Annotated in this window: 16 protein-coding genes and 1 tRNA gene; 4 read left to right on the top strand and 13 right to left on the bottom strand. The window is 55.8% G+C overall.

The genetic code is table 11. The features are described 5' to 3' along the window. Window positions 1-170: 170 nt before the first annotated feature. The 4 genes from KUV22_RS03350 to KUV22_RS03335 all read right to left on the bottom strand — a co-directional run bounded on the left by KUV22_RS03350 (window position 171) and on the right by KUV22_RS03335 (window position 7,119). A complete protein-coding gene (locus KUV22_RS03350; RefSeq protein ID WP_222228360.1) occupies window positions 171-2,723 on the bottom strand; it encodes an endonuclease/exonuclease/phosphatase family protein in 2,553 nt (850 codons plus the stop codon). Between the two features lie 12 nt (window positions 2,724-2,735). Then, entirely contained in the window at window positions 2,736-4,031 is a 1,296-nt protein-coding gene (locus KUV22_RS03345) for a glycosyltransferase (RefSeq protein WP_222228359.1), read from the bottom strand. Next, a complete protein-coding gene (locus tag KUV22_RS03340; protein ID WP_222228358.1) occupies window positions 4,028-6,271 on the bottom strand; it encodes a hypothetical protein in 2,244 nt (747 codons plus the stop codon). The genes KUV22_RS03345 and KUV22_RS03340 overlap by 4 nt, the downstream gene beginning before the upstream one ends. Before the next feature lie 149 nt (window positions 6,272-6,420). After that, on the bottom strand, window positions 6,421-7,119 hold the full coding sequence (locus tag KUV22_RS03335; protein ID WP_222228356.1) for a TVP38/TMEM64 family protein: 699 nt from the start codon (window positions 7,117-7,119) through the stop codon (window positions 6,421-6,423). A 191-nt stretch (window positions 7,120-7,310) separates the two neighbouring features. Between KUV22_RS03335 and KUV22_RS03330 the strand changes: the two genes are divergently transcribed. Together KUV22_RS03330 and KUV22_RS03325 are read left to right on the top strand one after the other, a co-directional pair. Continuing rightward, window positions 7,311-7,967: a trimeric intracellular cation channel family protein gene (locus KUV22_RS03330; RefSeq protein WP_222228793.1), complete on the top strand. Its 657-nt coding sequence runs from the start codon at window positions 7,311-7,313 to the stop codon at window positions 7,965-7,967. 184 nt (window positions 7,968-8,151) lie between these two features. Then, a complete protein-coding gene (locus tag KUV22_RS03325) occupies window positions 8,152-9,159 on the top strand; it encodes a linear amide C-N hydrolase (RefSeq protein WP_222228354.1) in 1,008 nt (335 codons plus the stop codon). A gap of 127 nt (window positions 9,160-9,286) precedes the next feature. On the opposite strand, the gene KUV22_RS03320 is transcribed toward KUV22_RS03325, so the two are convergent. The 4 genes from KUV22_RS03320 to KUV22_RS03305 all read right to left on the bottom strand — a co-directional run bounded on the left by KUV22_RS03320 (window position 9,287) and on the right by KUV22_RS03305 (window position 14,217). Beyond that, window positions 9,287-10,978 (bottom strand): cytochrome-c peroxidase, encoded by a 1,692-nt coding sequence (locus KUV22_RS03320; protein WP_222228352.1) that lies wholly within the window; start codon window positions 10,976-10,978, stop codon window positions 9,287-9,289. A gap of 457 nt (window positions 10,979-11,435) precedes the next feature. After that, window positions 11,436-12,422, bottom strand: coding sequence for a zinc-dependent alcohol dehydrogenase family protein (locus KUV22_RS03315; protein WP_222228350.1), 987 nt, complete (start codon window positions 12,420-12,422; stop codon window positions 11,436-11,438). Between the two features lie 42 nt (window positions 12,423-12,464). Further along, window positions 12,465-13,259: an SDR family NAD(P)-dependent oxidoreductase gene (locus KUV22_RS03310; RefSeq protein WP_222228348.1), complete on the bottom strand. Its 795-nt coding sequence runs from the start codon at window positions 13,257-13,259 to the stop codon at window positions 12,465-12,467. A gap of 13 nt (window positions 13,260-13,272) precedes the next feature. Beyond that, complete coding sequence (locus KUV22_RS03305; protein ID WP_222228346.1) at window positions 13,273-14,217, bottom strand: LLM class oxidoreductase; 945 nt, start codon at window positions 14,215-14,217, stop codon at window positions 13,273-13,275. A 130-nt stretch (window positions 14,218-14,347) separates the two neighbouring features. On the opposite strand from KUV22_RS03305, the gene KUV22_RS03300 reads away from it, so the two are divergent. Next, complete coding sequence (locus KUV22_RS03300) at window positions 14,348-15,256, top strand: LysR family transcriptional regulator (RefSeq protein ID WP_222228343.1); 909 nt, start codon at window positions 14,348-14,350, stop codon at window positions 15,254-15,256. Here the strand turns inward: KUV22_RS03300 and KUV22_RS03295 are convergent. From KUV22_RS03295 to KUV22_RS03285, 3 genes are all read right to left on the bottom strand, one after another. Beyond that, window positions 15,245-16,504, bottom strand: a complete 1,260-nt coding sequence (locus KUV22_RS03295) for a hypothetical protein (protein WP_222228341.1) — start codon at window positions 16,502-16,504, stop codon at window positions 15,245-15,247. The two genes, KUV22_RS03300 and KUV22_RS03295, sit on opposite strands and share 12 nt — an antisense overlap. Before the next feature lie 98 nt (window positions 16,505-16,602). Further along, entirely contained in the window at window positions 16,603-17,052 is a 450-nt protein-coding gene (locus KUV22_RS03290) for an aconitase X swivel domain-containing protein (RefSeq protein ID WP_222228339.1), read from the bottom strand. A 54-nt stretch (window positions 17,053-17,106) separates the two neighbouring features. Beyond that, entirely contained in the window at window positions 17,107-18,678 is a 1,572-nt protein-coding gene (locus KUV22_RS03285) for an aconitase X (protein ID WP_222228337.1), read from the bottom strand. 321 nt (window positions 18,679-18,999) lie between these two features. On the opposite strand from KUV22_RS03285, the gene KUV22_RS03280 reads away from it, so the two are divergent. After that, complete coding sequence (locus KUV22_RS03280; RefSeq protein ID WP_222228335.1) at window positions 19,000-20,169, top strand: low temperature requirement protein A; 1,170 nt, start codon at window positions 19,000-19,002, stop codon at window positions 20,167-20,169. A 187-nt stretch (window positions 20,170-20,356) separates the two neighbouring features. Here KUV22_RS03280 and KUV22_RS03275 read toward each other — a convergent pair. Continuing rightward, a tRNA-Ser gene (locus tag KUV22_RS03275) sits at window positions 20,357-20,444 on the bottom strand. Window positions 20,445-20,566: 122 nt separating this feature from the next. Beyond that, window positions 20,567-23,548, bottom strand: a complete 2,982-nt coding sequence (gene rne, locus KUV22_RS03270; RefSeq protein ID WP_222228333.1) for a ribonuclease E — start codon at window positions 23,546-23,548, stop codon at window positions 20,567-20,569. Window positions 23,549-24,157: the final 609 nt, after the last annotated feature.

Below are 24,157 nucleotides of genomic sequence, written 5' to 3'. Positions count from 1 at the left end.
AATCTGTTGCGATCATATAACCAGTGCTTTTGACCTTCAAGTAGTCGTGAGGTTCGCCGAAATGGGGAAACTTGAGGAAAATTAGCGCGCAATACCAGGCTCTTGGAAATGGCGTTGCGGGGCATAATCAGACCGCATAAACCAAGTAATGGGGGCATTGGACGCGATTTTCAATGACTGCCGGGTACCTTGATGTCGACGATCAGGGGCAGGTGATCGGAGGCCAGCCGGGTCAATTCGCTGCGTGGGACGTGGATATCACTCACGTGAAGGCCTGTCTCCACAAACACATAGTCAATGCGTGCCTTGGGCAAACGGCTGAAGAAGGTGCCTTTCGGCTTGTGGCCAGGCATTTTCAGTTGTGCGTCGTCCAGTACCTCGGTCACTTTCTTGATTTCGCCGGCTCCCGGAAGGGCGTTGAAGTCGCCGACCAGTATGCGGGGCTTATCCCGACACTCCGCACTGCCCAACCAGTCTTCTCCGAGTAGCGCATCCACCTGTCGCTGTCGTTCACCTTTCGATAGCCCCAGGTGCGTGTTGAACATCTGGATCGGGGTGCCGTAGAAGTCGATCTCCATCCACAGAGCACCGCGGGGTTCGGCGCTATTGCGGAACCGCGAGTTTTCCGGCGGTCCGGGGAGGATGCCTTTCTTAATCAGGCGCACGGGAAGATGGGTCATGATGGCATCTCCGTAACGCTCGTCCTCCAGGTGCATGGCCGGCTGAAAGTGAAAATCCATCGCCAGCAGCTTGGCGATTTGCTGGGCTTGGTCCACATCTCCGGTGCGCTTGCGGCGTACATCCACTTCCTGCAGCGCGACAATATCGGGCGAATAGCGCGCGATAACCCGGGCAATGCGCTCTGGCGAGAGCTTTCCATCCATCCCCTTGCAGATATGCACGTTGTAGGTCATCACCCGGAGTGTTTGCGGCTTGGACGGCTGAGCGTCCGTGCCGGGCTGTGCGGCTGGCGCAACTTGTGCTGGCGTTACGGGGGGATCATCTCTTTCGGGCGAATCCACTTCCGCGGCAGTGGTCACTGCTGGTGGGGACTTCAGGTTTTGCGCAGGCTGTGCGCGCAGGAATTCGAGGGCGGCGTTGCGAATATCGCGGGGCCGCCAGTGGCCGCGGCCGTTCTCCGGGAAGTGGATGTCCCCCGGCATCAATGCAAATGCATGGGTTTCGTTAGGGCCGGCGCCGCCATGGCTGCCGGACTCTATGGCAAACGAGATACTTGGCAGGCCCGCGCAATAGCCGCTGACGACAAAATCACCGGCATCCGGGTGTCGGCACAGGTTTGCCAAATCTTCGATGGCTTCGTCGAGGAACGGGTGGTCCTCACCAAGGACTTTTTCCCCATCTTCTGGGAGTGCAAAGGCGCCGTGCCGCCACCAGCCGCGAATCTTTGTGACCTGCTTACCCTCGGCGTCGGTGTCCGTGGATTCTTTATCTTCATAAAGAATCATCGGCGCGTCGGTCTTCTCAATGATAATTCGTGCGATTTCCGCGGGTGGGGTATGGGTACAGTGGATGTTGTAGAGCAGGGCCAGTGGCCCCATGGCGGAAAGTGCCATAGGTGCATCACCGTCGCGCTGATCTTCAGTGACTTTTACCGGGAACAGCTTTTGCACCCACTGGCCGCCAAACAGGCGGACGCGTTGCAGCTGTATGCCGTGGTTGGAACTGGAGCGATAGCCGCTGGGACTCTCCGGCAGTTCCGACAGGGCATCACTCACGGCATCGGCAAAGCTGCGTCCATGCAGGGTCTCATAAGGCGTACTGTCTTCCTGGCCGTGATCGGAGTAAATCCAGACGTCATAGTGACGACGGGAGGAGCGGTGCGCTGCGCGCCAGATTCGCGCAATCGCATCATCAATACCTTTCAGGGTCCAATGTGCGAACGCCGAGCTGGGGCCGCGTCGGTGTGCCTGCTCGTCGTACCCCAGCAAGTTGATATAAATAACTGGCAGGCCGCGCGCGATATCGATCTTTACACCGACGGTTGAGAGTTCGCGCATCAAGATGGTGATGGCAATACGCGTGGGTATAAACATCAGCTCGCGCAAAAAGTCCTGACCACTGGTCAGCCCGCGAAAGAAATCCACTACCGATAAGCAGAATTCGAGAAACAACAGGCCCGCGGTGCGGATAAGGCTCCACAGGTTGACCAGCAGCATCAGGATCAGGGCTTTGGGGCCAGCTTCCTTGAGTGAGGGCCCCCAGCCCTGCGAGGCTGGGCAGAAATGCGCCTCGTCATGCTCGGCGCCGGCGCGAAATACGCTGACATAGCAACTGCCGTGCTGTAGCAGCGGTTCGTTACCGGTTTCTGTGAGGCTGCCTTCGACCTTGGTTGCTGCATTGGACTCATACATCCGCAGCATTTCCTGGGAATCCGTGGACATAAACCCGAAGGCGGGCACCGCACACTTTACCCCGTAAAAAATTTCCGCCTGCACCGCCGGTGTCGTCGCCGGGACCCCCGAGTACATGTTATCGAGGTGGTAGTGCTCCTCTCTGATCAACTTACTCAGAAAGGGCATCTTGCCTTCGGCCAATGCGCGGTCCAGTTGCAGGCGTGCCAGTCCATCGATCTGAATGAGTACCAGCGCTGGGGCTTCCGGTTCGCGCTCATTGATTTGCAGTTTGAGCGTGCGCGCCAGCCACTCGCTGCGGCTGACGCGGCGGCGCCAGTTGCGGAGACGTGTGGCGATACGGGTTAACATGCGCTGGGTTCCCTAATCATTGGCCTGCTGGGGTTTGCCTTTGCCGGCATTCTCAAGCGCCGCAGTGGCAGCACCAGTAACGCCTTCGAGAATCTCCCACTGGGCGCCAATGGTGTTACGTAATCGCATCCACTGGGCATATAGGGAGTCATCCAGTGGCCAGTGCTGATGGACCAGAGATTGATAATGGGAGAGCGCCGCGCTCGCACAGTTTTCCATGGAAAATCGTTCGGCGGTTTCTAACGCGGCATTATGCAGTGCTTGCCGCTCTGGGGGCTCCAGATCGAATATCCACTGGAATCCGGCAAGCAACTCTCGCTGGCAGTGCTTGAGTACCAAGCGCCCGTTGAACCGGTCGTCAACCACTTCGCGCACACCACTGGCATCCAGCGCTACTACCGGGGTGCCTGCGGCCATCGCCTCGGTAAGTACCATGCCCTGTGTTTCACTGGTGGAGGTGAAGCCAAATACATCCATCGCGCTGTAGGCATCCCGCTGCGCCTCACCTTGCAGGATACCGGTCAAATGCAGTCGATCCGACAAGCCATTCTCGGCAAAAATTTGTGTAATGCGCGCTTCCAGTGGTCCGCTGCCGACCACCATAAAATGGGTGTTGGCGTTGCGCTGCATGAATTCCGCCACCGTGTCTGACAGGAACTCCAGATTTTTTTCTTCCGCCAACCTTCCCAAGTGCCCAATGACGAATGCGCTCTCTGGAATGCCATAGTGTGCGCGCGCCTTAGCGCCGTCACCATTACGGTAATCCTCCAATTGCACGCCGGTAGGGACGACGCCGATTGGCGACTTTACCCCGCGCTCACGCAACAACTCTGCGACACTTTCACTCGGTGCAAAGACCATACTGGCGAGGTTGCTATAGCGGGCGGCCAATTCAATCACGAAGCGTTTCAAGGCATCGGAATCTGCTGGCACATAATGGGTGTAACGCTCGTACAGCGTGTGATGGGTGAATACCAATGGCAGTTCGCGACTTCGCGCAATGCGGAGTGCTGTCATACCCAGTAGAAACGGGTGGTGAGAATGCACGAGATCCGGCTCGAAAAAATCCAGCCGTTCGCTGAGTTCGCCAGAAAGTGGCAGAGCAACTGAAAAATCGCTGCCATTAAAATTCTGGATCGCAGGAATGCGCACCACGTCCATCTCGTTTTCGATCTTTTCCGGAAATTCTGGAGCGACCACCAAAACGTGATGGCCTTGCCTTCGATACTCTCGGCAAAACGCAGCGACCGAACGTGCCACACCGCCTACGTGGGGTAGGTAGGTGTTGGTGAGCATAACGATATTCACAGTGGCTTGAGCTCCACCTGTTCTGTATCCGGGTCGACAACCTGCGGGTGGTAACCAAAGGCGCGGACTTCAATTATTGGCGGTACGTCATGCCATTTCCCATTCCAGGAAACGCGGGGGTTTTCGCCGGGCATAATTTCCAGCGAAATGGTGCCAAAGTGCGTGGGCGCCGGGCCAAAGAGAATAGGGCGCTTGGCTTCTGTGTCACTCAGCCATTCCGGTGGCAGCCCGGACGCCAGAATCAGTTTGTCGCCTTCTTCACGCACAAAACAATTGCGCTGCATGGTTACCCATTCTGCGGCCGCCCAGGCGTGCTGGCCGTCGCCCATGCACCCGCCGAACGAGTGGGGATGTATGGCTTCCGGCCACTGACCTGTGGGTGTGGCGAGTTTTGCGGTATTGCGCATCAGCTCAATGCAGCGAGGGTCTCCGGCACGCAGCAGTACCTGGGCCACATGGATTGTCAGGTAGGCATTGATGCCTGAATGGATCATGTCCTGAAAGAATCCGCCCGAGACAAAGCATTCGTCCAGCAGGAAGTCTGCCAGATCCAGCAATCGTGGATCATCCGGGGCATACAGTTTGAGGGGGTAGCCCGCGGCAATGGAGCCAATGGCACCTGCATCGAGCCGCCGCTTGGGCGAAGCAGGCATGGCCGGCCGCTTGAGTCGTTCTGCGCAGCCTTGCAAGGCCTCATCCACCGTCAGCATAAAATCGTCGGCGTGACTTTGAAAGGTCTCCGCATCCTGCGTGTTGCCCTCACGCTGGCAAATCGCCACCGCCGCCTGTTGGCCGGCGATGCCCCAGAAATCATCCCAGAAGTAGCAGTCATTTGGACCCAGATGCTCCGCACTAAAGCCCGCGGGTAGTAAGCCTCCGGTAATGCTGCCATCTTTTGGCAGTCGCTTGTTGTTAATCCAGTGTGCGCCACGCAGCACAGGGTCGAGCCACTCGGGTTTGAGCTTCTGCCCGGTGATACGGCAGTACTGATCGATAATCCAGAGTGCTTCGCCGTTTGAGTCCCATTCGCCATCCTGTGAGTGGAAATAGCCATTGCGTTTCTGCCGCGATGGAAAGCGCTCCAGCGCCTTTGCGGCACGATCGAGCAAACCGGCGTGCAACAGCGATTGGATCATGAATGCCGCGTCCCGGAACCAAAAACGCTTGTAGGTATAGGGACCCGGATACACGTCGTGGGGGGAGTGCAGTATCAGTGTGCGCACTGCAGCATCGTAGAGGAACTGCATCTGGTCGTCGGGTACACTCATTGCGCAGTGCTTTTCGAGATTTGCGCGCCAGCCAGGAGGTGCATTGCGGCGGTTTAACGGGCAGTGTTGCGGAATGGTGACAAGGGTGTCGAGGGTTTGCCCGGGCTCGATACGAAACAGCGCGGCGGCAGTGGCCATGCCCACATCACATTCTGCATGTATCTCATTGGTGTCATCGCGCAGGTACAGGGAAATATCCCCTTTCTTGTAATCCGATGCGTGATGTCTATCCATCGGACGGTCGAACAGTATGCGATCTTTGCCATCCACCAGCCATTCATCGCGGTTGCCCTGCAGCGATATCTTGTTGATAAACGCAACCCCCTCGGGATTGCATGGCCTGAGGGACACCACCAACCAGCCGCCGCTACTGTGGCTCGCCTTTAGGCGCATATGGCAATTGTTGTTTTGATCGTCGAGTTCCGCCCAGACGCGGCTTAGCAGGCTGCATTGTTCGGTCCCGGATTGCGTGACCACCGCAACGCCATCGAGCAATCTCAAGCGTTGGGTAACGTCATCGCGTTGGGACGGATACAGGTTTTCTCCATCGTCGCCGATCACCCAGGCATCAATCGACCAGCCATCGTAGTGGGGCGTCAATAGCCCCCTAGGGTCGACGATGGGCATTTCCTCACTGCCGGGTACGCCTACGGCGGTCCAGTTGCGGTGACTGAGATTACAGTGGGTAATAGAGAAGGCGCGCGGAATGAAGGATATATCCGCCGGGTCGAACTGGCGTTCGATCCAGTAGGGCCATACCCAGTCGAGATTGTGCTGGATCACCTTGCTGTTCATCAGCGCGCGCGCATGGAAGATAACCCCGGCGCGCAATAGCTCGATTGGCTCGCTGACTTCCGATGGCTCGGCAAAGCGCTGCATGCGCGCCATGACCGCCAAAGGATCGAGGAAACCGTGGGACGTCGCAAACTTGCGCACGAAGAACCGCCAGGGAAGCCATTTCATCCAGGGCATGAGAGTTCTCCTCCGTTCATCGCCAAATTCAAGTTTCGCCACGCATTTTCCTGGCCGCTCAATAGCGGATGGTGGCACTGAATAGCTCCAGGCATCATTGTTTAGGTTAGACAATCAATAAAAAGCATGGCGTGCCACCCTGCGGATACTTATTGCTTCAACGGAGCAAGTGCGCGTCGCGCAATACGGGTCAGACCAACCAGGGCCACAATCGCCAGGACAAAACCCATTCCGTAGAGTGCCCACTCAATCGGGGTTCTTTCCACCTCACTGCTCCCGAGTGTGGTGAGGTCGGAAGCAATCGACCCGACGTACACGTTGGTGAGGGTGAGCGGGATGACCCCCAGGAAGTTGCCCAGTAGGAAATCCCTGAAGCGCACGGGTGTTAAGCCAAAGAAGTAATTTGAAAGCTTGAATGGGAACAGGGGCACCAAACGGGTGTACATGATCATCTGCCAGCCTTCATCCCGTATGACGTCTCCGATATTGGCTGGCTTGACCTTGGACATGACCCATTCGGACGGACGTTTTCCAAACAGGTAGCGCGCAATTAAAAAGGCAATACCGGCACCCAGGACAGTGCCAGCGACAACCAGCACGGTGCCTTTGATTACCCCGAATACGAATCCGGCACCCATGGTGAAAATCACCCCGGGTGCCAGGCAGATAATGGCCGCCGCCATAATAAGAATGAACAACAGGCTGGCCTGCCAGCCTTGATCTTCAAGCCATTGCAGGATTTCGAGAATCTGCTCGTCGAGGTCGAAGTAGTAAATTAGTCCCAGGCCAATGCACACACCGGCGATACAAGCCGCCATAAAGAGTGCTGAGGCATGCTTCCCCTTCATATATTGATCCCGTGAGGAGCGCGCCCCATCAAAGGCGCGTCATTCTCTTAGCCTAGTCGAAATTTGCGCATATTTTGCCAGTAACCTGCGGCTCGGCGTGACACGATGTTCCGCACAGCATGGTTACAGAGTCAGTCGTTCTAAACTCTGCTCTCTAGTGTGGCGAAATTGCGAAAGAGTAACAGGACTTGATGACAGTAGAAGGGCTGCAATATGCACTTGGCATGGCGGGAACTGTCGCATTTGCAGCGACCGCAGTCGCCGCTGTTGCACCAAAACGCATCGATTTATTCGGCGCACTTGTTATGGGTGTTATCACCGCAATCGGCGGGGGCACCGTGCGCGACCTCATCTTGGGTGTGCCCGTTTTCTGGTCGGAAGACCTGAATTACATTTGGGTAGCGCTGGCGGCGAGTTTAGTGGCCTTTATCGCTAACAAGCGAATGACTGGTCGACAGGTTTATCGGGCAATGTTGTACCTGGATGCCGCGGGCGTCGCCTTATTCGCTATCCAGGCAACACAGAAAACGATAGACCTTTCGTTCGCGCAGCCGTTGGGCCCAATTTTGCTCGGAATCATTACCGCGATTGGGGGCGGCCTGTTGCGTGACGTGCTTGCTGGCAACCAGACCCTGCTTATGCGCAAAGAGTTGTATGCAGTACCGGTTACTTTGGGCTGTATCACCTACGTCATTCTTTTGGCGATGTTTCCCGGATCCGGTCTCATATCAGGCGCCCTCAGCATGCTGTTGATATTCTGCCTGCGTGGTGCCGCGATTCACTGGCGCTTGTATGTCCCGGATTTCCTGCTTACACGACCCGTCGATAGTAAGGAGACAGAAAAATAGCTTTGTGCTGGCAGTTTTCTCGCTCCTTCCTTTTTGCACTCCTTTTTCGTCCTTGTTTTAGTCCTAGAAGGCGGCTTGGTTATTCCAGCGCCCGACAATAACCTTACCTAGTCAAGCTGCGCCCGCAACGAGCGGAATCAGCTTTCTAATGACATCAACCAGATTGATCACGGGGTGAAACTTTATGTGCTCAACGATTCTCTGGACGCAAGAAGGGCAGGCAGTCATTGTGGGTCGCAATATGGACTGGACCGAACAAATGGGAACAAAGTTGTATGTCTTCCCGCGCGGCGCTGAGCGCGAGGGATTGACCGACGGTAACACGTTGAAGTGGACTTCAAAATACGGAAGCATCGGTGCCGTCATCTGGGACTGTGCCACCGCCGACGGGCTCAATGAAGCGGGTCTTTCGGTGCGGTTACTGTACCTCGCGGAGGCGGAGTACGGAGCGCGTGAAGAGGGCCTGCCAGGACTCTCTATTTCCGAGTGGGTCCAGTACTATCTGGATTGTTTCGCCACCGTTGATGAGGTCGTCGCAGCGACGCGTGCAATGCAGATACGCCCTGTACAGATTGTGCACCGCGGAGACAATGTCGACTCGCCTATGCATATGTGCGTTTCCGACGCATCCGGGGATTCAGCGATCATCGAGATTCTACACGGCAAACCGGTTATCCATCACGGCGCGCAATATCGTGTGATGACCAATTCGCCTGTGTACGATGAGCAGCTGGTTCTTATGAAGCAGTACCAGGGGCTCGGCGGCAAAAAAACACTCCCCGGCAGCGCTGAGGCAGAGGATCGATTTGCCCGTGGTGCCTACTACCTGACGACGTTACCGGAGCATCCCGCCAACTATCAGGAGGCGGTGGCCGGTGTGTTGAGTGTCATGCGCAACATGGCAACCCCACTGGGGTATGTTGATCCTGTGCAACCAAATGTTTCTCCCACCCAGTGGCAATCCGTCAGTGATCTCACCAACAAGCGTTACTATTTTGAGTTCTCACGATTGCCAAATGTAGTGTGGATTGACATGGACAAGCTGGACTTATCCGAAGGTGCACCGGTGATGATGTTTGATCTTGCTTCGGATCTGGAGGCAGCGGGAGAAGTGTCTGGCAAGTTCGCACCTGCCGAGTCCGTCACCTTCCAGAAGGCCGGCACGGTGGTGACCTGGAAAGCTGCGGCCTGACATTTTTATGCTGAAAGCACTGCCGGGGTCTTGGCCTCACTGGCTGTGACCACCGGCAGCGGTAAGATGTAATAGAAAGATGAGACAGGTAGACAACTACCCTAGTGTAACTGGGGTGTAACTGGCCTTATTGCATCAGCCAGTCGTCCTCCTCAAGCAACTCGATTATCTCCGAGAGTGGCAGGCAAGGTCTTTGTGAATGACTCGCCGCTTGGGCACTCGAGGTTACCCCGCCGATTACACATACCTCTCGATCCCATTTCTGCATTTGAAACATGGTAAAGATCCGGCGCGCGCGGATGTTGCTCTCATCGAGCAGGACGGGCGCTTCAGCAGTATGCGCATCATTCAGTGTATGTATGTAGGCCACTAGTGCGGCTTCTTCGTCACTTGTCAGGCCAAGGTTACCAAGTATTGGTCCACCCACCGCGGTATCGGGGAATTCCGGACTCGGCCAGCAATCGTTCGCGAGGGCTACCGCTTCGGTGAGTTCCGTACCTTCAGGGATCGTCTCCGGGATGAGTGCCTCGCAACGGACTTTTACGTCGCGCGTGTTGTAAAAGTGCACCAGGGTTTCCAGGCTTTTAAACCAGCCATTGTGTGTGTATGCCTTGGTAAATACGCCGGGTTGCGCGCCTTTACTGGTATTGCGCAAAGTCGGCGTGCGTACTGGACCGGGCAGGGCATCCAGCAAATGGTTGCTGAGCCCTGGGTCGGGTGTATTTGGGATATGCGGATTGTGGGGCACACCGATATTGTGATAGCTGTGATCGCTGTATAGCTGTAACGGTTCAGAGCCATCCTCTCCAGGGCCAGAGTGACACAGAGCACAGGCACCTGCAGCGACCGGGCCGGGAGGCCCAAATGGGCTTTGATAGAAGATATCGTGGCCCAGGTTTTCCTCTTCGGTCAGCAACAAGAGAGGAAACTGGCCGGCATCCTTATTGCTCTCAGCTAGCAGCGCACAGAACTCCGCATCGTAATGCTCGGGATAACTGCTCCCGTCACAGGCGAGTTCTGCACGCAGTGCCATATCCCGTTTGGATGAGAATGCATTGATGTCCTCGGAGTGCTGATAAGCACCAACCGATAACATCAGCCGCTTAAAGGAAATGTCGTAATGGGTGTTGTCGTTGTAAGCGAGTGTTGCACTGCAATCCAGGTCCACACCCCATGCGAGTTTGTACAGCGGTGCATAGATTGAGTTTTTTACCCGCTCGCAAACATCGATGCGCGCAATGTTTTGCTCTGCGGGATTCGGCATGGGGTTTAACGCCTGATCAGAGGTTGGCCCCTTGTACTGTCCGAACGCCACAATCGCAGCGTTCTCAATGTCGTAGAACACCTCATCGCCCAGGTGCGGGGCAGGCGCGGTGTTGCCCAGCGGGAATTCATTCCCCTGTGAACGGCCATCCCAAAAGTTTCCTCCGCAAAAGGGTATGCCGGCAAACAGGTTGCAGGGCGAACCGGGCACCGCTGGTTGCCACGGTGGAGTAAAAGATGCATAGGTATTTGTTGGCGGCTTGCGGTTCCCGATATTGGGTGCGGTTGCGCCTGGCACGACCACGCTTGTTTCATTTACGTCCGAAAAGCCGGACGTACCTCCGGCAAACGGCTCATGGCAGCTGGCGCAGGCCTGATTACCTTTTGGATTGGAGAGTTCTGAATCGAAAAACACATGTTTACCCAAAAGCTTGAGCGCTTGGTCCCGTAAGACCTGTTCCGATTCTTCTTGGGCGGTGGCGTTGAGACTAGTTAATGGAATACTGAAGATCAGTGCCAGTAGGGCACGCCTTCGAAATCTATCCGTCCTATCCATAGAGTTGCTCCTTGTACCTCTGTACTTCTTAACTTCTAAACGAACGACGTCCCTTCTGGAAGGTTACGTTGCGGGCAAACCGCACCCTCATACATGCCCATGTATTTGTTCCCCTTTGCCAGGCATGTAGTGAAGTGCGATTCGCGATGCTGCGACGGAAAAACGAGGGACGGGTGTAGCGATGTCACCAAAAGACTTAGTGGTTAGTTTTTGACTACCTGTTAATCGTAGGCGGAAGTCTAAAAATTGAACGATATGGGGCGGGGGTTTTGTTGGGCTGACACGAATTTCAATATGTCTAATAAGAAGGGAAATGCTTACGACGTATACGCAGCGTTATATTGAATCAGGTTGGCGCGGAGGGGCTAACCATCGTCGTTGGCCGTGTAGCAGTAGGGGCTGGAACAACAGAAGGTAACCAGGGCAAGTCAATCTTGCCCTGGCGGACTGAGTACGCTTAAACCGAGATAACGACCTTGCCGATCGCCTTTCCGCTGGTCAGATGGTCGTGTGCCTTGCCAGCTTCTTGCAAGGTGAAGGTCTTTTCATCCACGACCGGGCGCAAGTTACCGTTGTCTACGAGCTTGGCGAGCTCCTGTAGAATCACTCCGTGCTCTTCACGTTTGTGATCATGGAGCATTGGGATCAACATAAACACGACATGCAGCGACAGCCCTTTAAAGTGCATGGGTGTCAGGTCCAGCTCCACCATCGACACGGTGGTGGCTACCTGCGCATTCAGCGCGGCCGCTTCGAAGGAATTGGTGAGGTTAGCCCCACCCACGGAGTCGAATACCACATCAAATCCCACACCATCGGTGTGTTTCGCCACATAGGCTTCCACCGACTCGTCGACGTAGTTGATTCCGGTAGCGCCGAGATCCTCGATGAGCGCCAATTGCCTGGAACCGCCACCGGTGGAGTACACATCTGCACCAAAGGCTTTGGCAATTTGTAGCGCGACATGCCCAACACCACCGGAGCCACCGTGCACCAGTACCTTCTGACCTTGAGATGCGCCAGCGCGGGTTAAACCTTCGTAGGCGGTGATGCCGACCAGCGGCAGGGCGGCTGCCTCACGCATGGAGGCGGATTTTGGTTTCAGTGCGATCAGCTTGGCATCTGCAACCATGTATTCGGCGAGTGCGCCGGGGATGTCCGCAAGCCCGCCTGCGCATCCATAGACTTCATCGCCAATGGCAAAGGCGTCCACACCTTCGCCCACCGCTTCTACGGTTCCAGCAAAATCCATCCCTAGGATGGCGGGCAAGTCGGGGGATAGCGGCAGCTCCTTGCCCATCTGCCGGATCATGGTATCGACGGTGTTGACACTCGTCGCGGCGATTTTGACCAAAACTTGTCCCGGGCCAGCGCTGGGCGTGGCAACTTCGGCCAGCTCAAATACATCGCTCGCGCCGTAAGAATTAATAATCATTGCTTTCATGTCGGGCTCCTGATTCGTCCGTGAGGCGGTAATTGGGTGTGTTCAAACCAGTGATTTAAGGATGCGCATGGTTTCTTGCACCTGCGCTTCGTCTAATGCGCTGGGATGCGGGTCGGCAAACTGGCCTACGTCATTGTCGAAGTAGCGTCCGGAGGCGTTAGCAAAGGTGTCGGAGAGGGCCGCGTCGACCAACACCTGCGCGCCAATGCTGGTGGATTTACCAGCGACGCCGAAGCCTTCTTTCACCATTTTGGTGGCGAGCAGCGAGCCCGGATTGACGGGAATAATCACCGGACCTTCGTTGCCGAGTGCATTTGCCAGATGTCTGGACCACTGGATCAGCGCGAGTTTGCTTTGCGAGTAGGCATCCATCGCATCGAGCGGCTTCTTGCCGAGAAACGCATCGGCATCCACACCGGCCTGAGCGGCGGAAGTGAGATTCACCACGCGACCCGTTTTGCCAAGTAATGGCAGTAGTCGCTGGGTCAGCACCCATGGGGCGATGGTGTTTACCGCAAAGCGGATATCAAGACCGTCTGCGGTGGTCGTGTGGCTGGTACGAAATATTCCTGCATTGTTGATCAACACATCGATGTGGTCGAAGTGGGAGATTATCTTGTCCGCAAACGCGTTGACCGCCGGTACGCTTGAGAAGTCGGCAATGAAGCCGCTGACAACTGCATCCGGTGTGCTCGCTTTGATCGCTTCTTCTGCCGCGGTCAGCTTTTCCTGAGAGCGACCGTGCAGAATCACTTCGTGGCCATTTTTCGCAAATAGCTTTGCCGTTTCCAGGCCGATGCCATCGGTAGAGCCGGTGATCAATATCCGTTTTGTCATAGTGGATTCCGTGTTAGCTAAAGTCTGGCAAGACTTCTTCCGCCAGACGTTTCAAGGTTGATTCAATATCCGCTTGGTTAAAACGGAGGTTGAGCGCGACGTGATTAATGCCGATTCCCTGCAGTGACGATAAATAGCGGTGCAGGTAATTCACTCCAGAGCGAAAGCCCAGGTGGATCGGTTGCGGTGTCGCGTCGGGCTCGTCGACGAGGTCGATATACAGGGATTGTGTGGCCGGTTTGTCGCGGCCACCGGCTTCCTTAATACCCGTACGCCACTGACTGATAATGCTTGCCTGCGCATCGATCCCGCGCGGGTAGGTGATCCAGCCATCGCCATTGCGTGCCAACCACTCCGGAGACTGGCGGCTCGAACCCGTGATCAGCAGCGGCAACCGCCCGGTGATTGGTTTCGGTAACAGGTCGATGCCACCACTTGGGTTGCCAAATTCGTTGGCGAAGCTGGCGGTGTCCTTCCAGGCGTTATTGATATAGTCGATGCTCGAGCGGAAGCTTTCCGCGCGGCTTTCAAATGGTTTGTTGAAGGCTGGATATTCTTCCGGTCGATCGCCGGAGGCAACGCCGAGCAGTACTCGGCCGTTGGAGAGTACGTCCACGCTCGCGGCCGATTTCGCAACATGGGCCGGGTGGCGCAAGGGCAGGACAATACTCGCGACACCCAATGCGATGCGCTCGGTATTGCCGGCTAGATAGCCGAGATAGACAAAAGGGTCGAATAGCTGTCCGGCGTCGCCGAAGGAGGGGACGTTAAACGGTACGTCGCGCAGCCAGACGGCACTAAAGCCCAACGTCTCCGCCAGTTGTACCCGCTCCAGGTGATCGCGCATTTGCGGGACCGCAGAAGCGCCACTATTTTCGATGGGCACTACCAGTCCCAGGCTGAGCCTGCCTGGGCGATAGGTCTGGTTGTAAGCCCGGTTGATTGGTGGAAATTCCATCTTGTCATCGCCAGAAACGACTTCTGACGCCCTTCATTTGTCGATGGGGTAAAGATTAGTCTTTAATTGAAAAATTGATAATAATTAACTCTGAGTAATCAGCTTTTAGATTTCGTTGATAATCGGCAAGATGAATATCCAATACCTGAAGCTATTCGTGCGGGTCGCAGCGACACGCAATATCAGTCAGGCGGGCAAGGAGCTCGGCCTGTCGGCAGCGGTTGCCAGTGCGCATCTGAACAAACTGGAAGAGAGTGTTGGAGTGCGGCTGCTTAATCGCACCACACGTAAAGTATCTCTTACGGAGGAGGGGGAAGCGTTCCTGCCCCATGCCGAGGACGTACTCGAAAGCGTTGCGGCTGCCGAGGCTTCTGTCGGCTCCGCGCGCACCATGCCCAGCGGCGTGCTCAGGATTGCCGCGCCCGCATCCTTTGGGCGTATGCACCTGGTGCCGGCGCTGGCCGATTTTATGGCGGAGTACCCAAACCTGCGCGTGGATCTACGTTTATCCGATGCGATGGTCGATCTGGTGGAGGGGGGCTTTGATGTTGCGATACGCAACGCAAAGCTTCTGGATTCATCACTGATCGCAAGAAAGCTCGCGTCGGATCGACGGATCGTCTGTGCGGCGCCTTCCTACCTCGAAAAATACGGTACTCCCGAATCTCCGCGGGATTTGGAACAACACCGTTGTCTTCATCTCAGTGGCCTGGATACCTGGGAGTTCGGAGACGGTGCTGGCTCGGTCCGCATTAAGACACTGGGTACACTGCGCGCCGATAACGGCGAGGTGGTGCGAGATGCCTGTGTTGCGGGTCTAGGGCTTGCGCAGAGTTCAGTCTGGTGTGTGTACCAGCAGCTAGCCAGCGGGGAGCTGGTTGAGGTATTGGCCGATTACCCGTCACTGTCAGACACGTCCATTTGGGCGGTCTATCCCTCGTCGCGTTTACTTGCGTTAAAGGTAAAAGCGTTTGTTGACTTCCTTGCGGGGTTTTACGGCGAGCCGCCGTATTGGGAGGCGGAGTGTTCAGAATACTGATCTTATGCGGATGCTAAATGCCTGTGCCTCATTGAATTCATCCGTAAATGCAGGGTTCCTGATGTGCTGGATGCTGAACGTTGTGTCGAGGCCAACAAATAGCGGAAAGCGATAAAACAGCTCGAAGTTCACTTCTTCGCGCGCGGTGGGCATTACGGACTCGATCCAGTTGACGGAGGCACCCATCATGTCGTTCTGCATTCCAAGAGGGCCACTGGGATTGTTGAATATAAAAGAGAGCCCCGCCTGTTGGCGATAGATGGCCGCATCGTTCCAGGAACGCCCCCAGCGAAGCACGGCAACGTTCTTCCCGCGTGGGTCCAGCTCTTGTTCCAGCTTTACGGTAACACCATGGCCGGGCAGGCCGGTACTGGCATTAATAGGCTGTCGGTCCTTGGTGCCATCATTGTGCCAGAAGGTTATCTTTGAATATCCGGCTTTATCGGTCTTTGGGCATTGCTTGAAACCTATCTCAACCGCCTTATAGAAATCCTTAGCACCAATGTCGCCGAAATTCTGGCGGTCGCCGTTGGCGTCTGAAACGAGTCCGAGAAAACGCCAGCGTGGGCTAGGGTGCCTTACCGCAACAATGCCGAGCCCGGAATCAGAATAACCACTGACAAATAGACCCGTACCGGCATTCGGCAGAAAGGTTGTTACCGGGGCAATGTACTGCGAGGTGGCAAGGATGGCATCGGGTGTAATCTTGCCGATACGGTACGCCCAGCCAGCCTCTTTACTGCCTTGCTCCCAATACAGGTTTCTGAACGGAAGAAACGTCGGGGTATAGGCTGAGAATGCGTTTGCAGTACCACCCGCTGTCGCCATGCTCACGAAGCCGAGGTCCTGTGGCCCGGTTGTGCCGTAGTCCCAGCGGCCTTCAATGTGCACGTAAAGCTTGCCCGCAGTCGGTTCGCCACGCTTATAGGCATCCCATTGAGCGACGAGATCCATATCCGTAGTGCTACCGCTCTTGGAATCATCGTCTACCGATTCGGTAATACCTTGGGAAGCATGATTAAACGTTACCCCGACACGTACGCAATTTTCGCGGTAAATCATGTCCGAGAAATTGCCGAATGCGTCGTGGGCACCCTTGAGAGGTGAAATGCCGAGTAGGGAGTCCCGCTGCGCGCGTCGAATAGTAATGTCCGGCAGTACTACCGAGGGGTCCGTTGGGTCGCTACTGACGGCGTCTTTTGTGCTTGCGTTTGTATGGGTGCCCGAGGCAACCGCTGCCGGGGCCACACAGAGGACGCAAACACTAAGTAAGTTGACCACGGGTGCGCGCATGCACTTCATTGGCTGCCCTGTATCAGTCGAAGCGAGATGCATTCAAGATTGTTTTAGCCAACCTCAACCGTACCGTCTTCATAGATCGCAATGGGATCTCCTGACTTCACCGACTTGAGGAAATCGTCACCGAGCTTGTCAACGGTGATGATTCTGCGGTCATACCAGATGTCGTTCATAAACAGTCCGGCTGAGGAAACGGAATCAATCGGCCATGCGAATAGCATTGCCTGTGGGCCCACACCAATCTCGCTCATTCCCATCAGCACGCAGCCCCCGAGAGTTGAGCCGACGGTCTGGGTGGTACAGATAATGGCTCCCTTAAGGTCTTTCTGATAAAGGTCTTTGTTGGCCGCATCGGTACAGGGTGCGGTTTCTGTCTCACCACCAAACATATTCTTGATGTAAGAATTACTTGTGTTGAATGGCACCGTTGATACGAGAGCTTTCCCTTCCAACTTACCTGGTAATAGTGCGCGGCCCTGAAACTTCTTCTTTGCCATTTCATTCTCCAGCGTTATCTGTAGGCTTTAACGGATGTATCGTGTTTGGTTCAACTAGGCGTTTTTGGGGATTTCTCCGGTAACAATGATCTCCAGCAGAACGTCGTCTGGAAAATATCGCAATGTCGAATAGTTGCGGGTTTTTGCAGAATTCGTCACGCCGAAGACGCGCTCGGAGAAACCTTTCATACCGGCATAGGAAACCGAGCACATGTTGGTAAATTTCATCCCGGCTTGCTTCATGCGCCCGACGAGCTCCGGGTGCTCCTCTACCAGGTGATCGCGTACGACGTTGGCGCAAAACAGGTAGACGGGGATGGCGGCTTCTTTCTTGCCATTCTTCTCCAATGCCTTTGTAACATTGGTTCCCCATTGAAGGATTTCGTCATAGGTATTGTGCGGGCAACCAATAAAGCAGTGGGTGGGCGCATGATCTTTTTTGGTCCACTGGTTTTCGAAGGTGTCGCGTATGCGCTCTTGTTCTGCGTCGTCGATGACATAGGTTTGATAGCCGTCCAGCAACAGCTTGCGTTCGTGCTGTTGTGCGTCCGGTGTGACGCCTTCCACATGGTACAGACCCACTGCGCCACTGGAGGCGGTGGCACTACCCATTGCCTTCAGCTTGTGCATATTTTCATTGGTGATCTTGCCGCCAAAGTAACTATCCAGCCCGGCAATAAACGGCACATCCTCTACACATTTACGGCCGATTGCCGTACCGATCACACCCCAGTCCGGTTCTTTACTTGTTTTTACATCGATCAGCCATTTCGCCTTGCGCCCCTCATCCGTCATTAATCCGAAGCGGGGCGCCTTGCCAACAATCGCACACAGCAACTCCATGCCGGTAGCATTGCGGTTGGTGCGCAGACCAAGTGCGGAGTTTCCGTAGTTCACCGCGGAGGATTCCGCCCAGGCGACATAGGTTCCCGGTTTCGGCGCATTACCGATTTCAGGTACGTAGCAGGCGCAGCTGCGGTAGTTGAGGTCGGGTGAGCCGAGGCGTACATGTACCCAGTCAACATCCCGCTGCCGGGCATAGCCCTCGTAAATCAGCTGCATATCGGTTGGGTTGTTGTTGACGTTGTAAGCATCGTAGGGGCGGGGGTTAACCGTGTAAGGCGCGTAGGATTTGAGCCCGGCCTTGGCCACTTCATCGAAAATGCCAATCAGCGAAGCCATGTATTCGGTGCCGAAGTACATGGAGGAGTGGGGTCGCCCGCCCAGCTTTACGAGTTTGTCAGCCCCAAAGGCATTGCCGTGCGCCACCAAAATCTTCATGAGTTTGGCCATTTCAGGGCCCTTTGACCCTCCGAGCATGTCTTGCTCTTCTTGGGTCAGCGGCATTTGATACGGCTTGCTATCCGTCTTTTCTGCCGGTCCGCCGGCAACAACACTTTTGCCGGATGGTTTGCTCATATCGGAATAGGTCATTCCATCCGCTTCTTTCGCTGAAATTCCCTGCCGGATGGTGCCGCTCTTGGCCTGTGCTTTGTGGGCTGCTGGCTTACTGGCTTTTTTAGCTTCGTTCGCCTTGTCTGCTGCTTGTGCCTCCGATTTAGTCGGAAGAATGATATTGGTCGCGGGAATGAGTACCGCTGCCTGACAGAAATTTCTTCGTTTCATCGAATGGGCCACTTACTCGGTTGTACATCAGTTGGGAGAACTTCGTGCAATCCCTGAATCGAGATTGAGCCTTGCTGCATGGCGCTCGGCTCTTGTGGAGGTCGACTGTTGGGACATGTGTATGAGAATAGATAGAAAAATGACTGGATCACTTAATGGGGATAAGCGACCGCCAAAATTTCAGTCGGTTCTCTATTGGAACTAAAGTTTCTTGAACGCAGCTGTGTGCTGAGTAGCAGCGCCCGAGGTGACGCTGAGATCTTGAACACCAGATGGTGATTCAGCCCCGCTTGCCGGATCTTTCGATGCAGGTTCAAAAACGTGACGGAATCTCGTTCGCCAAAATACCTAAGGCCACTGCTGCCGCGGGATAAAGCCGAAGCACACAGGGCCGCGACACAGTTAGAACTGCTGTTTGACCTGGTGTTTGTCATCGCTATTTCTGCTGCAGCGCATGGGCTAGGGCATGCGATTGCGGACGGGCACTGGCAGGAAGGTGTTATCAAGTTCCTGCTGGTGTTCTGGTGTGTGTGGTGGCCATGGAACCTGTTTACCTGGTTTGCATCGAGTTTTGACAACGACGATGTCGGGTATCGAATTACGGTGATGGTGCTGATGCTGGGAGCATTGTTTATCGCTGCCAGTGCTCCAGGGTTCTTTGAGGATCGTGACCTGCGCTATATGTTTAGTGGCTACATGATCATGCGCCTGGCATTTGCTTCTCTATGGCTGAGGGTCGCCTGGGCGAAGCATGAATATCGAAACACAGCACTAATTTACGCGGGTGGTCAGGTACTGATGCAGGCTTATTGGGCCTGGCTGGTCTTTATTGTCCCGCGCGACCACGACCACTTCACGTTGCTCTTTGTCGTCGGCATTGCCTTAGAAATGCTGATTCCGTTTCTGGGAGAGAAGGCCGGTACCACTCAGTGGCACCGACACCATATCGTCGAGCGGTTCGGGCTGCTGAACATAATCGTATTGGGTGAAGTGCTGCTCGGCAGTAAAGAGGCCCTTTCTGAAGCGATTCATTCCGGCTTTTGGGGGGATTATCTACTGGTGTTTGCCTGCGGCGCGGTGCTCGCGTTTTGCATGTGGTGGCTCTATTTCTCTGTGGATGGCCACTTGGCCTCCGAGAAACTTGAACGTGTCTTCGTTTGGGCGTACGGCCATTTCCTTATTTTTGCAGGTGGTGCTGCGGTGGGTGCGGGGCTGGTGGTCGCGGTGGAACAGCTTCACGGCGGACACGGCGTCTCACAAATTGCAACGCTTACCACATCGGTCGCAGTATCGGTCTACGTCCTGGGGTTGTGGTTTGTGCGCGACCAGTTCGCAGCGAAAGACAGTCGGTGCTGGATTATGTTGCTTGCGGTGCCGTTCCTTCTTGCCTGTGGCTGGCTTCCGTATGGCATCGTCTGGTTAACAGTGGTCTTGGTGATGTGCCTTGTGCTTCGTTTGCGGGCACATCCAGAACAGGGGAGTGGGGCGTAAACCTATGTGGGCATGCAATGTGAGCGTGCGGAAGCTTTCAGTCTTGATTTGACCAGCGCGGTAATCAGCTAAACCATCGAAGGGCGAGCCGTCACCCTCAGCAGGTTGCTGCAGGAATTTCCGTCTGTACTTCAGGAGTGGAATTGCAGGCACAAAAAAGCCCGGCACGAGGCCGGGCTTTTTAATATGGCGGTGGGATAGGGATTCGAACCCTAGGAGCTGTTACACTCAACGGTTTTCAAGACCGCCGCTTTCGACCACTCAGCCATCCCACCAATTTGTCCGGCGCATTATACCGAGCTGTTTTGCAGGTACAAGTGCGATCCGAATTTTTTTAGTAACTTCAAAGAGTTAGCTGCAATTTTGAACAGCTAACTCTCTGTTGTCACGTCAGCACTTAGCCTTCGGCTACCTCGTTGCTGCGTTGAACACGCGGATCATTTGCCGGCCGCGCAAGTGCGCGAGGGCTGTGATCGATGTTCGCGGGTTGCGCGGTATCCAGCGGGCGCAGTTCGCCAATTTCCAGTTGCTTGGTGACGACCTGAATATCAACCAGCGGTTTCGGGTTAACACGCGGGTCGTTGCTCGCACGGGAAGGCTTGCCGCCAGTAGTCGCGCTAGGCGCTTCCTGCACCGGCGCTTCTTGCACAGGTTCTTCCTGAACCGGTGCTTCCGTTACGGTGGTCGCAACTTCTTCGTCAGCTACCGGGGCGGCTTCTTGAGCCTCTGCCGGGGCTTCAGCGGTTTCTGGTTTGCTCTCGCTTGGTTGCTCGGCTGCGGCAGTTTCCTGAACTTCAGCCTTGGCAGTTTCAACCTCAACTGGCGCTTGCTCGACGGGAGACTCGGTTACTTCAGCTACCGCTTCTACCGCTGGTTGCTCGGCCTTGGGGGCCACAACTTCAGGTGCTGCGGGGGCTTCCTGTTTAGGCGCTGGCGCAATAGCTTCCGGTTCGGCCTTGGGCGCTGCTACTTCCGCTGCAGGCGATTCTGGCTGCTGTTCCTGTTCGGCACGCGGCGGGCGAGGCTTGCGCTGACGACGCGGCTTATCAGAGCGCGCGCCACGGCTTTCAGGCTTCGCTTCAGTGCTACTTTCTACCTGTGCAGGTTGTTCAGGCTTGGCGGCTTCTGCCTCGCCTTGCTTGGATTCTGCAGCTTCTGGTGCGGCTGTGGCGTCAGCAAACGGTTGAGCCTGATCGCTACCGCGGCGACCACGACGACGGGGCTGCGGGCGACCACGTACGTTGCTGGGGCGACGTGACGGGCGCTGCTGCTCTTCACCAGATTCGCTGCTTTCGGTCACTTCCAGGTTATTTACTTCGGCTTCCGCAACCGCAGTTTGCTGGTCGTTGCGGCGATCACCACCGCGACGACGGCGACTACGACGCTGGCCGCCTTCACGACCTTCGCCACCGCGCGCGTTGTCGCGGCCTTGTTCACGGTTGCTGTCGCGCGCGCTTTCGACCGAATCGCTGTCTTCGCGGCGTTTGTCACCGCGCTTACCGCGATTGTCTTCTTTGCGCTCTTCGCTGCGCTGATCGTCGCGACCTCTGCCACGATTTCCGCGGCCGCGTCCACGGCCACCGCGCTGGCTGCGATTCCGCTGCTGGTAGTTTTTGCCGCGGCCTTTGCCTTTCTTGTGCTTCTTGCGGCTATCTTCATCTTCACCGCCAAACAGGCCGGCGATCGCGCTGATTAGGCGGCTGAACAATCCTGGCTTCGCTTCGGCTTTCGGCTTGGTCTTTGCTTTGGCCTTGGGCTTCGCAGGTGGTGTTGGGGCTGGGGCAGTATGGGCAATCTGCTGCACCGCAGGCTGTGCTACCGGACGTGCCGGCTCTTCATCCGCCTTTTCGAGGGATTCCTCGATGCTGCCGGAAATCTTGTAAGAGGTTTCCAGGGTGGCGGAGTCGTCGTCACGCAAGCGCTGTACTTCAAAGTGCGGGGTTTCCAGATCAGCATTCGGAACCACAACAACGCGAGTGTTGTTGCGAGACTCGATGTCGGAAATTGCTCCACGCTTTTCATTCAGCAGGTAGGTAGCAACGTTAACCGGTGCAATTGCACGAATTTCAGCGCTACGCTCTTTCTTCGCTTCTTCCTCGACCAGTCGCAGGATGGACAGGGCGAGTGACTTGGTGCCGCGAATGGTGCCGGTACCGCTACAGCGCGGGCACACACGGAACGTGGTTTCACCCAGAGATGGGCGCAGGCGCTGACGAGACATTTCAAGCAGGCCGAAGCGAGAGATGCGGCCAACCTGTACCCGGGCACGGTCCATGCCCAGCGCTTTCTCCATGCGCTTTTCAACTTCGCGCTGGCTCGACTTGCTCTGCATGTCGATAAAGTCGATCACCACCAGGCCGCCCATGTCACGCAGGCGCAGCTGGCGAGCGATTTCGTCTGCGGCTTCCAGGTTGATGGTGCGTGCAGTTTCCTCAATGTCGCCGCCTTTGGTGGCGCGGGAGGAGTTGATGTCGATAGAGATCAGCGCTTCGGTCACATCGATTACGATGGAGCCGCCGGACGGCAGCTTCACTTCACGCTCGAACGCGGTCTCGATCTGGCTTTCGATCTGGTAGCGATTGAACAGGGGAATGCTGTCATCGTAGAACTTCACCTTGTTGGCGTAGTTCGGCATGACCTGGCGGGCAAATTCGGCCGCCAGCTGGTAAGCACCGTTTTCATCAACGATTACTTCGCCGATGTCATCACGCATATAGTCGCGAATCGCACGGATGATGACGTTGCTTTCCTGGAACAGGAAGTGGGGCGCCTTCGACTCATCCGCTTCTTTCTTGATGGCGGTCCACAGTTGCAGCAGGTAGTTGAGGTCCCACTGCAGCTCTTCGCCACTGCGGCCAACTCCAGCGGTGCGGACGATGATGCCCATGCCGGAAGGAACTTCCACGCTGGACAGGGCATCGCGCAGATCGCTGCGCTCTTCGCCTTCGATACGGCGAGAAATACCACCGGCACGCGGGTTGTTTGGCATCAGAACCAGATAGCGGCCGGCCAGGCTGATAAAGGTCGTCAGAGCGGCACCTTTGTTGCCGCGCTCTTCTTTGTCGACCTGAACGATAACTTCCATGCCCTCTTTGACCACATCCTTGATCTTGATGCGGCCCTCAATGTCTTTGGGCTGTTTGATGAAGTATTCGCGGGAAATTTCTTTCAGGGGCAGGAAGCCGTGGCGCTCAGCACCATAGTCGACAAATGCGGCTTCCAGAGAGGGCTCTACACGGGTAATTTTACCCTTGTAGATATTGGCTTTTTTCTGTTCGCGAGTGCGATTTTCGATATCCAGGTCGTACAGCCATTGGCCATCAACCAGAGCAACGCGCAGCTCTTCCGGCTGGGTCGCGTTAATCAGCATTCTCTTCATGCGTTGGTATTTTCCTTGCGTTACGCAAAGGTAAAACACCACTGAAGCTCGCAGGCGTTGGTGGTTTGGCTGTATTGGCCCAGCGCCGGGTAGGGCGGGGGCGTACAGCTTTCGTATATGTTGCAGAGCGCACGTGCCATCAATCGTGGTCACGGCGGTCGGCGCACATACCGATTTAACTCAGAATACCCCTTCGTGTTCGGGTGTATTCAGGTCCTGCCAGTCCGGGCCCAGTGTGTTTCTTTGGGCGGTTCCTGGCTGCCGGCCATATGGGGCTGGCATGGGTTACATTGTTTTCCGCTCTGGGGCCGGCTCGTGGCTGGGCCCTGTGTTGTCTAATTGTTGCCGGCGGTGCAGGGACGGCTTTCCATCTCAGGCACGGGCCGGGGGCCAGTTCGGTCGCTGGCGCGCATTCTCAGAGCGATATGTAACGAGTTGAGTCTGTTCCAAGCGCTGCGGGCGTCAGCCCGTCTTACCTTCGCAAAAATCCCGTTTCTTCGGGTTGGTGTCGGCGAGAACTTCGGAAGTGACAGCTCCTCGCTGCCTTTGTACTTCCTTGGCACCATCTTTCGACGCGCTCTCGAAGGGTCTCACCGACAAAGTTTTGTT

It is taken from the genome of Microbulbifer agarilyticus, assembly GCF_019800665.1.
GTDB classification, from domain to species: domain Bacteria; phylum Pseudomonadota; class Gammaproteobacteria; order Pseudomonadales; family Cellvibrionaceae; genus Microbulbifer; species Microbulbifer agarilyticus_C.
This window is presented reverse-complemented; position numbering and strand designations above follow the sequence as displayed.